This is a genomic window from Streptomyces sp. NPDC059696, from assembly GCF_042733745.1.
Taxonomy (GTDB): domain Bacteria; phylum Actinomycetota; class Actinomycetes; order Streptomycetales; family Streptomycetaceae; genus Streptomyces.
In genome coordinates this window covers 87,311-101,209 of sequence record NZ_JBHWFG010000004.1, presented here as the reverse complement: position 1 = coordinate 101,209, position 13,899 = coordinate 87,311, and the positions used below count along the sequence as shown (strand labels likewise).

Annotated in this window: 10 protein-coding genes; 7 read left to right on the top strand and 3 right to left on the bottom strand. The window is 72.7% G+C overall.

Going from position 1 to position 13,899, the window contains the following annotated elements; all coding sequences use genetic code 11:
- Positions 1–130: 130 nt before the first annotated feature.
- Complete coding sequence (locus ACFV20_RS05750) at positions 131–2,947, bottom strand: SpoIIE family protein phosphatase (protein WP_385652765.1); 2,817 nt, start codon at positions 2,945–2,947, stop codon at positions 131–133.
- 299 nt (positions 2,948–3,246) lie between these two features.
- Between ACFV20_RS05750 and panD the strand changes: the two genes are divergently transcribed.
- Together panD and ACFV20_RS05740 are read left to right on the top strand one after the other, a co-directional pair.
- Positions 3,247–3,666 carry an aspartate 1-decarboxylase gene (gene panD, locus ACFV20_RS05745; RefSeq protein WP_385652764.1) on the top strand — a complete coding sequence of 140 codons (420 nt, stop codon included), beginning with the start codon at positions 3,247–3,249 and terminating at the stop codon, positions 3,664–3,666.
- A gap of 33 nt (positions 3,667–3,699) precedes the next feature.
- Positions 3,700–4,044, top strand: a complete 345-nt coding sequence (locus ACFV20_RS05740) for a GNAT family N-acetyltransferase (protein WP_385652761.1) — start codon at positions 3,700–3,702, stop codon at positions 4,042–4,044.
- A 493-nt stretch (positions 4,045–4,537) separates the two neighbouring features.
- Here ACFV20_RS05740 and gndA read toward each other — a convergent pair whose 3' ends face one another.
- A complete protein-coding gene (gene gndA, locus ACFV20_RS05735) occupies positions 4,538–5,977 on the bottom strand; it encodes an NADP-dependent phosphogluconate dehydrogenase (RefSeq protein ID WP_385652758.1) in 1,440 nt (479 codons plus the stop codon).
- A gap of 349 nt (positions 5,978–6,326) precedes the next feature.
- Here gndA and ACFV20_RS05730 point away from each other — a divergent pair, with 349 nt between their 5' ends.
- Positions 6,327–7,556, top strand: coding sequence for a transglycosylase family protein (locus ACFV20_RS05730; protein ID WP_385652756.1), 1,230 nt, complete (start codon positions 6,327–6,329; stop codon positions 7,554–7,556).
- Here the strand turns inward: ACFV20_RS05730 and ACFV20_RS05725 are convergent.
- Positions 7,546–8,853 (bottom strand): DMT family transporter, encoded by a 1,308-nt coding sequence (locus tag ACFV20_RS05725; RefSeq protein WP_385652754.1) that lies wholly within the window; start codon positions 8,851–8,853, stop codon positions 7,546–7,548. The genes ACFV20_RS05730 and ACFV20_RS05725 overlap by 11 nt on opposite strands.
- A gap of 210 nt (positions 8,854–9,063) precedes the next feature.
- Here ACFV20_RS05725 and ACFV20_RS05720 point away from each other — a divergent pair, with 210 nt between their 5' ends.
- The 4 genes from ACFV20_RS05720 (at position 9,064) to ACFV20_RS05705 (ending at position 13,889) form a co-directional block, all read left to right on the top strand.
- Positions 9,064–9,819 carry a (2Fe-2S)-binding protein gene (locus ACFV20_RS05720; RefSeq protein WP_385652752.1) on the top strand — a complete coding sequence of 252 codons (756 nt, stop codon included), beginning with the start codon at positions 9,064–9,066 and terminating at the stop codon, positions 9,817–9,819.
- A 39-nt stretch (positions 9,820–9,858) separates the two neighbouring features.
- Positions 9,859–11,010 (top strand): glycogen synthase, encoded by a 1,152-nt coding sequence (glgA, locus tag ACFV20_RS05715; protein WP_385652750.1) that lies wholly within the window; start codon positions 9,859–9,861, stop codon positions 11,008–11,010.
- Between the two features lie 51 nt (positions 11,011–11,061).
- The gene (gene glgC / locus ACFV20_RS05710; RefSeq protein ID WP_385652747.1) at positions 11,062–12,282 is read left to right on the top strand and encodes a glucose-1-phosphate adenylyltransferase; all 1,221 of its coding nucleotides are present in this window, start codon (positions 11,062–11,064) and stop codon (positions 12,280–12,282) included.
- A gap of 263 nt (positions 12,283–12,545) precedes the next feature.
- Positions 12,546–13,889 carry a wax ester/triacylglycerol synthase family O-acyltransferase gene (locus ACFV20_RS05705; protein ID WP_385652745.1) on the top strand — a complete coding sequence of 448 codons (1,344 nt, stop codon included), beginning with the start codon at positions 12,546–12,548 and terminating at the stop codon, positions 13,887–13,889.
- Positions 13,890–13,899 lie beyond the last annotated feature (10 nt).

The following is a 13,899-nucleotide window of genomic DNA, read 5'->3' as shown; positions in this document are numbered from 1 at the left end:
GGCCGTCCAGGCGCCGGTGCGCCGAGTGATCACAACGGCGCGCCGAGGGCCGGGACAACAAGTCACCTGCCCAGAGAGGTTCGTTACGCCGGACACGCCGCTGTCCATGGCGGTCGGGGTCGACGGCGGCTCACAAGCCGGGATCATCGAACTGGTCGAGGTCGAACTGGTCGAGCAGGAAGTCGACCGGTGCGAGGCCCGAGGCGGTGGATTCGCCGCCGTGGAGAAGCTGCTCCGTCCAGATGACCTTGCCGCGGGTCGTGTACCGCGTTCCCCATCGCTGCGCGAACTGCGCCACCAGGAAGAGCCCCCGCCCGCCCTCGTCGGTGGTCGCCGCCCGCCGCAGGCGCGGCGAGGTACCGCTGCCGTCCGAGACCTCGCAGATCAGACAGCGTCCGTGCAACAACCGCACGCCGATCGGCGGCGAGCCGTACCGGATCGCGTTCGTGACCAACTCGCTGACGATCAGCTCCGTGGCGAATCCGATCTCCTCCAGCCCCCACTCCCGCAACGTCTCCCTGCAGCGCGCCCGCACCGAGGGAACCAACGCCGGATCGGGCTGCACGTCCCACTCGGCCACGCGCGAGGGCGGGAACATCCGGGTACGGGCCGTCAGGAGCGCGATGTCGTCGGAGGGGCGTGAGGGCTTCAGCGCGTCGATCACCGCCTGACACATCTCCTCCGGAGTGCGTTTCCCGGACCCGCTCAAAGCCCGGCGCAGCCTCTCCAGCCCGACGTCGAAGTCGTGGGCGCGGTTCTCCACCAGGCCGTCGGTGTACAGCACCAGGTGTGCACCCTCCGGCAGGGACACCTCGCTGCTCTCGAAGGGGTAGCCGCCCAGACCGAGGGGCGCCGAGACCGGCACACCAAGGGAGGTGACCGTCCCGTCCGGGCGCACCACCATCGGTTCCGGGTGTCCCGCACGGGCCGTCGTGCAGGTCCCCGCCACCGGGTCGTAGACCGCGTACAGACAGGTCGCTCCGGTCACCGCCTCCCCTTCGTGGCCGTCCATGGCATCACCGCTGTTCTCCTCGTTGTCCATGCGCACGACCAGGTCGTCCAGGTTCCCGAGCACCTCGTCCACGGGCAGGTCGAGGGTGGAGAAATTGTGCACAGCGGTGCGCAGCCGCCCCATCGTCGCCGCCGCGTGCAGCCCGTGACCGACGACGTCACCCATCACCAGGGCCACGCGCGCGCCCGGAAGCGGGATGACGTCGAACCAGTCCCCGCCCACCCCCGCCTCCGAGGGCAGATACCGCCAGGCCACCTCCAGCGCGTCCTGCTCCGGCTGTCCACGCGGCAGCAGACTGCGCTGCAGCGCCACCGCCGTCGCGTGCTCCCGGGTGAACCTCCGGGCGTTGTCGATGGCTACCGCCGCCCGTACGGCCAGTTCCTCCGCGAAGGTGAGATCCTCCGGCTCGAAGGCAGGGGAATCCGCCGTCCGGTAGAAGTTCGCCACGCCCAGCGGTACGTTCCGTGCCCGCAGCGGCACGGCCACCAGCGACCGCAGCCCGCCCTCCAGGACCTTCCGGGCGCGCTCCGGGTCCTGTTCCCGCCAGCCGTGTGCCCGGCGCAGGTCCGTCTCCAGCATCCCCCGCCCCTCCTGCAGTGTCCGCATCTGCGGGGTGCGGGGCGAGAACGCGATCACTTCGTCCAGCGGATACACCGGCATCATCCGGTGTTCGCCGCCGATCGCCGCCCGGCGCAGATGCCGCCAGCCCTCCGCCGTCGGCTCCCACCCCCGCAGCACCGCGTCGAGCAGATCCACCGTCACGAGGTCGGCGAACTGCGGCGCCGCCACGTCGGCCAGCTCCTGGGCCGTACGCCGCACATCCAGCGTCGTCCCGATCCGCACCCCGGCCTCGTACAGCAGCCTCAGCCGCTCCCGCGCGACCTCGGCCCGACCCGAGATCTCCGCCAGCTCCGTGGTGTCCCGGAGGGTCACCACGCTGCCTCCCCGGTCGCCCTGCGGGTACGTCGGCCGTTTGTTCACCGCCAGCAGTCGGTCCCCCGCGCGAAGCACCTCGTCGGTGGCCTCCTCCGGCGACGACAGCAGGCTCACGACCGGCTCCGGCAGTCCCAGCTCCCGCACCGAGCGTCCCCGCACGTCAGCCGGCAGTCCGAGAAGCCGCGTGGCCTCGTCGTTCGCCAACAGCAGCCGGCCCTCGGCGTCCGTGATCAGCACCCCTTCCCGCACCGCGTGCAGGACCGCGTCGTGGTGCTCGTACAACTGTGCCAGCTCCACCGGAGCCAGGCCGAAGGTCTGCCGCCGCAGCCGCCGGGACACCAGCGTCGTTCCCGATATGGCCAGCGCCAGCGCGACCGCGCCACTGGCCAGGATGATCGGCAGCTGCGGCAGCCACCGCCCCGCCACGTTCTTGACCGTGATTCCGGCGGAGACCAGGCCGACCACCTTGCCGCGCGAGTCGGTCACCGGGACCACCGCCTGCACGGCCGTCCCCCCGCCCGCGGGCAGCGGCGGCCCACCGGCCTGCTCGACGACGGTACGGCCCTTCAGCGCCGGTGCGATGGTGCCGACGAACTTCTTCCCGATCTCCTCCGGATAGGGGTAGGTGTATCGAATCCCCTCCGTGCTCATGACGACGACGAAATCCATGCCTGTGCGCTTGCGCGCCGCCTCGGCCCGCGGCTGGAGCACCGCCGAGGGGTCCCGGCTCTGCAGTGCCGCGGCCACGCCAGGGGCACTCGCGAACGACTGGGCCGCGATGACCGACTCCCGTCGCCCCTGCTGCAGAGCGTCACTCGCCGTTTGGAGCACCATGGCCACCACCGCGGCCACCACCAGCAGGAACACGATGACGACCTGGAGGAGGAACACCTGACCGGCCGCACTGCGCAGGTGCGTCCAAGAAGCGCGACCTTCGCGCGTGCGTCCGACGGGCGGATGACGTTCCGGGCCCGGAGGGCGTCCGGAGAATGCCTCCATACACCCTTGATAACACCATTGTGGGCAAGCCGACGCTGACCAAATCCGCCTGCTCACCGGGAGCAGACGCAGCCGTGACACGGCTTCCCGCCACCTGCGCGGAGCACTCCGGAGTCGCGGGGCGCCTCCAGCGGACGGCGCACGGCGACGGCCGGGATGTCGTCATCGAGCCTTCCGCCGCTGTGATGCAGGAGGCACCTGGCGACAGCTGACCGCGCATGCGAAACGTTGTAGCCTCCGAATACCGCCCTTGACCTGCAAGAAGCAGGCAGGGAGCAGACAAACCGGGAGTGTTCTCCATGTTTCGCACCATGTTCAAGTCCAAGATCCACCGAGCCACCGTCACCCAGGCCGACCTGCACTACGTGGGATCCGTGACCATCGACGCCGACCTGCTCGACGCCGCCGATCTGCTGCCCGGCGAGCTCGTGCACATCGTGGACATCACCAACGGCGCCCGTCTCGAGACGTACGTCATCGAGGGCGAGCGCGGATCCGGTGTGATCGGGATCAACGGAGCCGCCGCCCATCTCGTCCACCCCGGCGATCTGGTGATCATCATCAGCTACGCCCAGGTGACGGACGCCGAGGCGCGGGCACTCGCCCCCCGGGTCGTGCACGTCGACCACGACAACCGGATCGTGGCCCTCGGCGCCGACCCGTCCGAGCCGGTGCCGGGCTCGGACCAGCAGCGCAGTCCGCAGGCCGTCGGGGCCTGACGGACGCATCCGCAGCAGAGGAGGAGCGTGTCCATGAGCGACCCGGAGATCCGCGACGACCGGGCGGCAGGCCGGCTGGAGGCCGTGTCCGGCGGCGAAGTCGTCGGCCGCATCGAGTACTTCGTGCTCGAAAGCCCCGAGCGTGCGCTGGTGCCCGTCCACACGGTGGTCGAGCCGGCCCACGAGGGCAAGGGCATCGCCGGTTCGCTCGCGCGCGAGCTGTTCGCCCTCGCCGGACGCGAGCACAGCGCCGTCGTCTCGCTCTGCCCGTACGTCACCAAGTGGGTCGAACGCCACCCGGACGAGGCCTCGCCGGCCGATCATAAGCTGCTCGCGGCGGCGAAGGACTGGCTGAGGGCCCACCCCGGCCGTTTCTGAGGGCCCATCCCGGCCGTCTCCGAGGGCCCACCCCGGCCGTCTCCGAGGGCCCATCCCGGCCGTTTCTGAAGGCCGTTCACGCCGCCGACCCCGGTACCCCCACCTGGTCCCCTCCCCGTCGCGCGGGGGAGTGACTGCGGAGGCGGGTGCCGGGTAGGCGGGGGTAGTCCAGAGCCGGAGCCGTCTACTGGCTGGAGGACCTGATGACGAACCCGATCCCCGACCCCGTACCGCCGGCGCCCACCCCCGGCCCGGATCCCCAGCACCCGGATCCGCACCCCGACCCGGTACCGAACCCGCAACCCCCGCCGGGCCCGGAGCCGACCCCGCCTCCGCCGTCGCCCACGCCGCCCCCGGGGCCCACCCCGCCCGGCCCCGACCCCGTGCCGGGCCCCGACCCGTCCCCGATCCCCCCGGGACCGGAACCGGTGCCGAACCCGGAGCCCGGGCCGCCGTTGTCCTGACCCCCGCACCGCTGCGTCGGCGGCGCCGCCTACGCGGAGGTCTCCGACCGGTCCCCGCCCCACAGCGTGTGGAACGAGCCGTCACGGTCCACCCTCCGGTACGTGTGCGCACCGAAGTAGTCCCGCTGCCCCTGCGTCAGCGCCGCCGGCAGCCGCTCCGCGCGCAGGGCGTCGTAGTAGGCGAGGGCCGCGGCGAAACCGGGCGTCGGCACACCCTGGCGGGTCGCGGCGACCAGCACCTCGCGCCAGTCGTCCTGGGCGTCCGCGATCTCCTGCGCGAACGTCTCGTCCGACAGCAGGCTCGGCAGGTCCGGTCGGGCGTCGTACGCGGCCCGGATCCGGTCCAGGAACGCCGCACGGATGATGCAGCCGCCCCGCCACAGGGCCGACACCGCGCCGAGGTCGATGTCCCAGCCGTACTCGTCGCGCGCCGCGTCGATCTCGTGGAAGCCCTGCGTGTACGACACGATCTTCGAGGCGTACAGCGCCTGCTCCACCCGGTCCGCGAAGGCCCGGGCCTCCGCCTCGCTCAGCGGCTGCGCCTTCGGGCCGGCCAGCTCGCGCGAGGCCTCCCGCAGCGCCGCGTGGCCCGACAGGGAGCGCGCGAAGACCGCCTCGGCGATACCGGAGACCGGCACACCCAGGTCCAGCGCGATCTGCACGGTCCAGCGGCCGGTGCCCTTCTGCTCCGCCTGGTCGACGACCACGTCCACGAACGGCTTGCCCGTCTCCGCGTCCACGTGCGACAGCACCTCGGCCGTGATCTCGATCAGGTACGAGTCGAGACGGCCCCGGTTCCAGGTCCGGAAGATCTCCGCGATCTCGGCGGGGGAGTACCCGGCGACGTCCCGCAGCAGCTGGTACGCCTCGCCGATGAGCTGCATGTCGGCGTACTCGATGCCGTTGTGCACCATCTTCACGAAGTGCCCGGCGCCGTCCGGACCCACGTGGGAGACGCACGGCGAGCCGTCGGCCGCCTTGGCCGAGATCTTCTCCAGCATCGGGCCCAGCGAGTCGTAGGACTCCTTCGGCCCGCCCGGCATGATGCTCGGGCCGTTCAGCGCGCCCTCCTCGCCGCCGGAGACACCCATGCCGACGAAGTGGATGCCCTGCTCGCGCAGGTCCCGCTCCCGGCGCCGGGTGTCCGAGAAGTGCGCGTTGCCGCCGTCGATGATCATGTCGCCGGGCTCCAGCAGCGGCGCGAACTCCTGGATCACCGCGTCCGTCGGCTCACCGGCCTTGACCATCACGACCAGACGCCGCGGCCGTTCCAGCGCGGCCACGAAGTCCTTCGCGCTCTCGCACGCGACGAACTCCCCCTCCCCGCCGAACTCGTCCACCAGGGCGTGCATGCGCGCAGGCGTCCGGTTGTGCACCGCGACCGTGTAGCCGTTGCGGGCGAAGTTGCGGGCGAGGTTGCGGCCCATGACCGCGAGACCCGTGACGCCGATCTGCGCTGTACTGCTCATTCGGTTCGCTCCTAAAGACCTCGGTATCGGTGCTGCCGGTGGGGCCCCACCAGCATGCCCCCGTCGACCATCCTGACGTGCCGCTACTTCGTCCGCACGCGCGGGTCGCACGACGTCGCGCAGGCTGATACGGACGGAAGCCCCGTCGCGCTCAGCGATGGCATGCGTCCCCGCGCACGCCGCACCCGCGCACCGGGTGCCGTACACGATGCACCGCCGGGGCGCACGTCGCGCAACAGGTGCCTCATACCGGCCATTTGGGCTCCCGGGCGGCGAAAAGCCGTCTTGTTCTGGCCGGTTCGCAGCGCTTACTTTTGCCCCTCCTGACGCATGTCTAGGGGGGCTTTCGATGGCCGTACGCGGCCGGCACCGCCGGTATCAGCCGAACAGGATCAACCGCGCCTCACTCACCGTCACGGCGGGCGGGGCGGGCATGGCACTGCCGTTCATGGGCACCGGCGCCGCCGAGGCGGCGGACATGGACACCTGGAACAAGGTCGCCGCCTGCGAGTCGACCAGCAACTGGAGCATCAACAGCGGCAACGGCTTCTACGGCGGACTGCAGTTCACCCAGTCCACCTGGGAGGCCTACGGCGGGCGGGCCTACGCGGCGCGCGCCGACCTGGCGACCAAGGACCAGCAGATCGCCGTCGCGGAGAAGGTGCTCGACGGGCAGGGCCCGGGCGCCTGGCCGGTCTGTTCCGCACGGGCGGGACTGACCCGGGGCGGCGGCGAACCCGACATCCGGCCGGCCACCGGTCACACGAAGCACAGGGACACGAAGAAGACCTCCATCGAGGAGGTACGGCCGCAGTCCACGCCGCAGTCCCGGGCGGGCAGCGCCGAGATGTACACCGTGGTCCGCGGCGACACCCTCTCCGGCATCGCCGACGACCAGGACGTCCGGGGCGGCTGGCGGGGCCTGTACGCCGCCAACCGGTCGGCCATAGGGTCCGACCCCGATCTGATCGTGCCCGGCCAGCGCCTCGCGCTGCGCGGCGAGGGCGCCACCAGGACGCGCCCGGCGCACAAGCCGTCGCCGTCGGCCGAGCCCACCAGGAAGAAGCCGGCCCAGGACCGGGTCGAGGAGCGGCCGAAGGAGCGGACCCGGGACAAGAAGGAGCGGACCCGGGACAAGAGCGACGAGCGGGCCGGCCGTTCCACGGCCACCCGGCAGGGTCTCGTCGCCCCCGTGAGCGCCTCCCTCGGGACGCCCTACCGCAAGGCGGGGTCCTCCTGGTCGAAGGGCTACCACACCGGCATCGACTTCCCCGTGCCCACGGGCACCTCGGTGAAGTCGGTCGGGGCGGGCAGCGTCGTCAGCGCCGGGTGGGGCGGCTCGTTCGGCTACCAGGTCGTCGTCCGGCACGCCGACGGCCGCTACAGCCAGTACGCCCACCTGTCCGCGATCTCCGTGCGGTCCGGGCAGTCGGTCAGCGCCGGCCAGCGCATCGGCCGTTCCGGCTCCACCGGCAACAGCTCGGGCCCGCATCTGCACTTCGAGGTGCGGACGGGGCCCGGTTTCGGCTCGGACGTCGACCCGGTGGCGTACCTGCGGGCCGGGGGCGTCACGATCTGACGCGTATGCGGTGCCGGTCGACCGCGGGGAGCGGGACGTACGGGATGTCGTAGAAGGGCACGTAGGGGAGTGGGCGTCCGCCGGCGGAGGACGGCGCCGCCTGCTCCCCGCTCCCGTCCTCCGTCCCCGCCGCCCCGGCCGCACCCGGCACGAGCGCGGCGGCCGGTGCCGCTCCGCGCGCGGCGCCGGGCGACCTCGGCACGGGGGCGGAGGCGAGCAGCGCCGCCGCCGTTTCCGGCACCTGCACCGGCACGTCCTCCGCGCGCGCCCGCACACCGTCCCGCACGGCACCGGCGGGCTCGGTCACATGCCCCCGACTCTCCCGCACGACCCCGGCCCCGGCCCCGGCCCCGGAGGGCTCGTTCACCCGCCCCCGACTCCGCGGGAACCCGCCCATCGGCGCGGGCACATCGCGGGCGTCCGTCTCGACCGGCTCCTTCGCCGGAGCCGGCACCGCTGCCGGCTGCTCGTGCGTGAGGCGCTCCGTCGTCAGCAGGATCAGACCGCCCGCCGCCACCACGCCGCAGCTCAGCGCGAGCGCCGTCCCCGTCGTGCCGTAACGGAAGGTCTCGCCGAACATCGTGATGCCGACCGCGGCCGCCACCACCGGGTTCACGACCGTCAGCGTGGCCAGCGGCGCCGCGAGACCCGCGCCCCGGTAGGAGGCCTGCGACAGCAGCATGCCGGCCGTGGCGAGGACGCCGATCACGGCGAGGGAGGGCACGTCCGCCGCCGACACACCGCCCGTCCAGTCGACCGCGACGGTCTTGGTGAACACCGAGGACATGCCGAACGCGACACCGGAAGCCGTCGCCAGCAGCAGGCTGCGGACCGCCGGGTGACGGTGCGCCGCCCGGGCGGTGACCATCAGCGTCACGACCACGCCGGCCGTGGCGACGGCGACGGCCACCCGCTGCGTCGTGTCCAGGGACCGCGCGTCGGAGGCGGCGACCAGGGACAGCAGACCGGCGAGTCCGACCGTCGCCATGATCGCGCCCCGCCAGGCCGTGGCACCCGACCTGCGGCCGACGAACAGCGCCGACATCGGCAGCGCCAGCACGATGGTCAGCGCACCGAGCGGCTGCACCAGGCTCAGCGGACCGTAGGCCAGCGCCACCACGTGCAGCAGTCCACCGAGGCCGTTCAGCGCGACCGCCGCCCACCAGCCCGGCCGGCGCAGCGGCGCGTACTGCTCACCCGGCGAGGTCTCCGCGACCCGCTCCTGCACGATCGCCCCGCCCGCGTAGGCGAACGCGGAGACGACGGACAGGAGAACGGACAACGCGAGGGCGCTCATCGGCTGCTCCTTCGCGGGAGGCGGGGGCGCTCGGCCCGGCGCGGTGAAAGGTCGGCTTTCATGAGCAACACCCTGCCCTGTCCGGGTGTTCCCGTCGTCGTCCCTGAGCACTCATTGGGTCCTACTGCCGATGGAGTACGAGGGGACCCCCGTCATCCCCAGGGTGGGGAAGTCCGGGCGGGGGCCACCGGGTCACGTCCCTTAGGGGCCTTGGTACTACTGCTCTTCGTGGACCTCGACCCCGACCTCGCCGCGCTCCGCCCGCTCGCCGGCTTCTTCGTGCTGCGCACGGGAGGAGCGCCGGGCGGGCCTCTTCCCACTCTCGCACAGGCGTACGCCACCGCGTCACCGGATATGTCGGGAAATCCCCTGACTTTTCGCGTAGGGAACGTCGCGGCCGCCCTGCGGGCCCCGGAGGTGCGCGTCGCCGCGTCCCTCACCCACCAGGGTCTCGCGGCCCGGCTCTGGTCGATCGCCCTCGGCTGCGCCGCGCTGTACGGCCACGTCCCCGACCTCGACGCCCGGTTGCTGCTCTGGGACGCCGACGGCAGCGCCCCCGACGACCTGTGGCTCACGGACGTGCGGCCCCTTCCCGGCGACGCGCCGACGGTCGCGGACGTCGTCCTGCGCGGCCACCTCGCCCCCCTGGCGGCGGCCCTGCGCGCCCACCACGGCCTCGCCCCGGGCCTGCTGCGCGGCAACGCCGCCTCCGCGCTGGCCGGCACCGCCCGGGAGCTGGACCGCTGGGCCCGGCGGCACGGCCGTACCGACGTCGCCGCCCGGGCCCGCTCCCTGACCGCCGAACTCCTCGCGCACCCGCTCCTCGACGGTGCCGGAACCCTCACCGGCACCGCCTTCCGGCGCCGCAGCTGCTGCCTGTACTACCGGGTGCCCGGCGGGGGCGTCTGCGGCGACTGCTGCTTCACACGGCCTCCCCGCTCTTCCCCGCGCGACCCATCTGGGTGACCATGAAAGGGAACGGCCGCTGAGAGCAGGGAGTTGCGGGTGCGCGTCGGACTGCTGACCCGGGAGTACCCGCCGGACGTGTACGGCGGAGCAGGCGTCCATGTGGAGTTCCTCGCCCGCGAGCTCAGACCGCTCGTCGACCTGGACGTGCACTGCTGGGGCGAGGGCCGCGCCGACGGCGTGCGGCGGCACCGGCCCTGGCCCGCGCTCGACGGGGCCAACGACGCGCTGCGCACGTTCTCCGTCGACCTCGCCATGACGGCCGCCCTCGAGGGCCGCGAGCTGGTCCATTCCCACACCTGGTACGCCAACCTCGGCGGCCATCTCGCCAAGCTCCTGTACGGCATCCCGCACGTGATGACCGCGCACTCCCTGGAGCCGCTGCGCCCCTGGAAGGCCGAGCAGCTCGGCGGCGGCTACGACCTGTCCAGCTGGGCCGAGCGCACCGCGATCGAGGCCGCCGACGCGGTGATCGCCGTGTCCGCGGCCATGCGCGAGGACATTCTCGGCTGCTACCCGGCGCTGGACCCCGAGCGGGTCCACGTCGTGCACAACGGCATCGACACGCGCCTGTACCGGCCCGACCACGGCACGGACGCCCTGGACCGGATCGGACTCGACCGCACCCGCCCGTACGTGCTGTTCGTCGGCCGGATCACCCGCCAGAAGGGCGTGCCGCACCTGCTGCGCGCGGTGCGGGACATCGACCCGGCCGCCCAGGTCGTGCTGTGCGCCGGAGCCCCCGACACACCGGAGATCGACCAGGAGTTCCGCGAGCTGTTCGGCGAGCTGAGCGCGGTCCGCGACGGAGTGTTCTGGATCCCGAAGATGCTGCCGCGCCCGGAGGTGATCCAGCTCCTCACGCACGCCGCCCTGTTCGTCTGCCCGTCGGTGTACGAGCCGCTCGGCATCGTGAACCTGGAGGCGATGGCCTGCGGCACGCCGGTGGTGGCCTCGGCGGTCGGCGGCATCCCCGAAGTCGTGGACGACGGCACGACCGGGCTGCTCGTCCCGCCCGGTGACGGTTTCGAGGCGGGCCTGGCCCGGGCCATGGACACCGTGCTGGGCGATCCGGACGCCGCCCGGCGGATGGGTGAAGCCGGGCGGGAGCGCGCGGTCGGCGAGTTCGGCTGGGACGCGGTGGCCCGGCGCACGGTCCGGCTCTACGAGGAGATCGTCAAAGAGGCTTAGCGGGTACTGCTCAGGGGCAGGCATCGGAAAATCGGCGTGAGGGGAGCGGCCATGCGTGGTGGTGGTCCTTCGGTCCTGGGGATCGTGCTGGCGGGCGGCGAGGGCAAGCGGCTGATGCCCCTGACCGCGGACCGGGCCAAACCGGCGGTGACCTTCGGCGGCACCTACCGTCTGGTCGACTTCGTCCTGTCCAACCTGGTCAACGGCGACATCCTGCGCATCTGCGTCCTGACGCAGTACAAGTCGCACTCGCTGGACCGGCACATCACGACCACCTGGCGGATGTCCAACCTGCTGGGCAACTACGTCACGCCGGTCCCGGCCCAGCAGCGCCTCGGCCCGCGCTGGTACCTGGGCAGCGCGGACGCGATCCTGCAGTCGCTGAACCTCGTCTACGACGCGCAGCCCGAGTACATCGCGGTCTTCGGCGCCGACCACGTCTACCGCATGGACCCGCGCCAGATGCTCGCCCAGCACATCGAGAGCGGCGCGGGCGTCACGGTCGCCGGGATCAGGGTGCCGCGCACCGAGTCCTCGTCCTTCGGGGTGATCACGCCGGGCTCCGACGGGCAGACGGTCGAGCGCTTCCTGGAGAAGCCCACGGCGCCGCCCGGTCTGGCGGACGACCCCGACTGCGTGTTCGCCTCGATGGGCAACTACATCTTCACCACCAAGGCCCTCATCGAGGCGCTCAAGCGGGACGCGGAGGACGAGTCGTCCGTGCACGACATGGGCGGCTCGATCCTGCCCCAGCTCACCGACCGGGGCGAGGCCGCGCTGTACGACTTCAGCGCCAACCACGTCCCCGGCGAGACCAGCCGCGACCAGGGCTACTGGCGGGACGTCGGCACGCTGGACGCCTACTACGAGGCCCACATGGACCTGATCGCCGAGCGGCCCGCCTTCAATCTGTACAACCGCAGCTGGCCGATCTACACGCACTCGTACCAGCTCTCACCGGCCCGCTTCAACGCCGGCGGCATCGCCAGCGAGTCGATCATCAGCGCCGGCTGCCTGGTGCGCGGGCAGGTCACGCGGTCCGTGCTGTCGCCGGGCGTGGTGGTCGACCCGGGGGCCGTGGTGCAGGGCTCGGTGCTGCACGACAACGTCCACATCGGCCGGGGCGCGGTGGTGCGCGGCGCCGTCCTCGACAAGAACGTCGAGGTGCCGCCCGGCGCGACCATCGGCGTCAACCCGGAGCGGGACGCCGAGCTGTACACCGTCTCGAGGGGCGGGGTCATCGCCCTCGGAAAGGGCCAGTTGGTCACCTGACTCCGGCCGGATCGGGCCTGTTTGTCCGGACATGCGCCCGGGGTGGCGTACGGCGTTCCGTGACGCCTCCCGGGTGACTCCCACGAGGTGCCCGGCGGCGCAACCTGTGCTGGACTGACGGCACATGCACCATAAGTCCCGCCCCCCTATGCCGGGGTGGGACTTAATGCGCTGTTAACTGTACGTAGCCTGATCGTACTTGACCGTAATCGGCTGGGGGCGGTTGACTGCTGGCCCACCCGTCGTCGACGCGAGGCAAGCCCTTGACTGCTGATCTGCTCGCCCCTCTGGACCTGGCGTTCTGGAACCTCGAGTCCGCCGAACACCCGATGCACCTCGGCGCGCTCGGGATCTTCTCGGCCCACTCGCCCGCCGCGGGCGCCCACGCGGCGGACCTGCTCGCGGCCCGGGCCGCCGGCGTCCCCGGGCTGCGGATGCGCATCCGCGACGTGTGGCAGCCACTGCCCTCCGCGCTGCGCCGCCCGCTCGCCTTCGGCGGCGCGGCCCGCGAGGCGGACCCGGACTTCGACCCCCTGAACCACGTACGGCTGCACGCCCCGACCGCCGATTTCCAGGCGGTGGCGGGCCGGCTCATGGGGCGCCCCCTGGAGCGCGACCGGCCGCCCTGGGAGGCCCATGTGCTGCCCGGCGAGGACGGCGTCTGCTTCGCCGTGCTGTTCAAGTTCCATCACGCCCTGGCCGACGGGCTGCGGGCGCTGACCCTCGCCGCGGGCGTCATGGACCCGATGGACATGCCCGCGCCCCGGCCGCGCCCCGCCGCGGCCCCGCGTGCTCTCGTGCCGGACGTGCGCGATCTGCCCGGCATGATGCGCGGAGCTCTGTCCGACATGAGCCGTGCCCTGGACATCGGCGCCGCCGTCGCCCGCTCCTCCCTCGACGTGCGCTCCACCCCCGCCCTGACCTGCCAGCCGAGCGGCACCCGCCGCACCGCCGGAGTGGTGCTCGACCTCGACGACGTCCACCGCGTGCGCAAGACCGTCGGCGGCACCGTCAACGACGTCCTCATCGCGGTCGTGGCGGGCGCCCTGCGCCGCTGGCTCGACGGGCGCGGCGACGGCAGCGAGGGCGTCGCGCCCCGGGCGCTGATCCCCGTCTCCAAGCGCCGCCCGCGCACCGCGTACCCGCAGGGCAACCGCCTCTCCGGGTACTTGATACGGCTTCCGGTGGACGACCCGGACCCGCTGGCCCGTCTGGCCTCGGTCCGGGACGCCATGGACCGCAACAAGGACGCCGGCCCCAACCGGGGCGCGGGCGCCGTCGCCCTGCTCGCCGACCACGTCCCCGCCCTCGCCCACCGGCTCGGCGGTCCCCTCATGGGCCAGGCGGCCCGCCTCTGGTTCGACCTGCTGGTCACCAGCGTGCCCCTGCCGAGCCTGGGCCTGAAGCTCGGCGGCCACCCCCTCACCGCCGTCTTCCCCTTCGCCCCGCTGGCCCCCGGCCACTCCCTGGCGGTCGCGGTCTCCACATACCGGGGAAGCGTCCACTACGGCCTGGTCGCCGACGGCGAGGCGGTCCCCGACCTGGACCTGTTCGCCACGGCCGTCTCGCAGGAGGTGGCGACGCTGATCAAGGCCTGCCGGTCGTGACCGGGGGCGG

Bases quoted from the DNA above. Each gene is read 5' to 3' on its own strand.
- ACFV20_RS05730 (WP_385652756.1), top strand. From the start codon at position 6,327: ATGGCCGTACGCGGCCGGCACCGCCGGTATCAGCCGAACAGGATCAAC.
- glgC (WP_385652747.1), top strand. From the start codon at position 11,062: ATGCGTGGTGGTGGTCCTTCGGTCCTGGGGATCGTGCTGGCGGGCGGC.
- panD (WP_385652764.1), top strand. From the start codon at position 3,247: ATGTTTCGCACCATGTTCAAGTCCAAGATCCACCGAGCCACCGTCACC.
- ACFV20_RS05750 (WP_385652765.1), bottom strand. From the start codon at position 2,947: ATGGAGGCATTCTCCGGACGCCCTCCGGGCCCGGAACGTCATCCGCCC.
- ACFV20_RS05740 (WP_385652761.1), top strand. From the start codon at position 3,700: ATGAGCGACCCGGAGATCCGCGACGACCGGGCGGCAGGCCGGCTGGAG.
- ACFV20_RS05725 (WP_385652754.1), bottom strand. From the start codon at position 8,853: ATGAGCGCCCTCGCGTTGTCCGTTCTCCTGTCCGTCGTCTCCGCGTTC.
- gndA (WP_385652758.1), bottom strand. From the start codon at position 5,977: ATGAGCAGTACAGCGCAGATCGGCGTCACGGGTCTCGCGGTCATGGGC.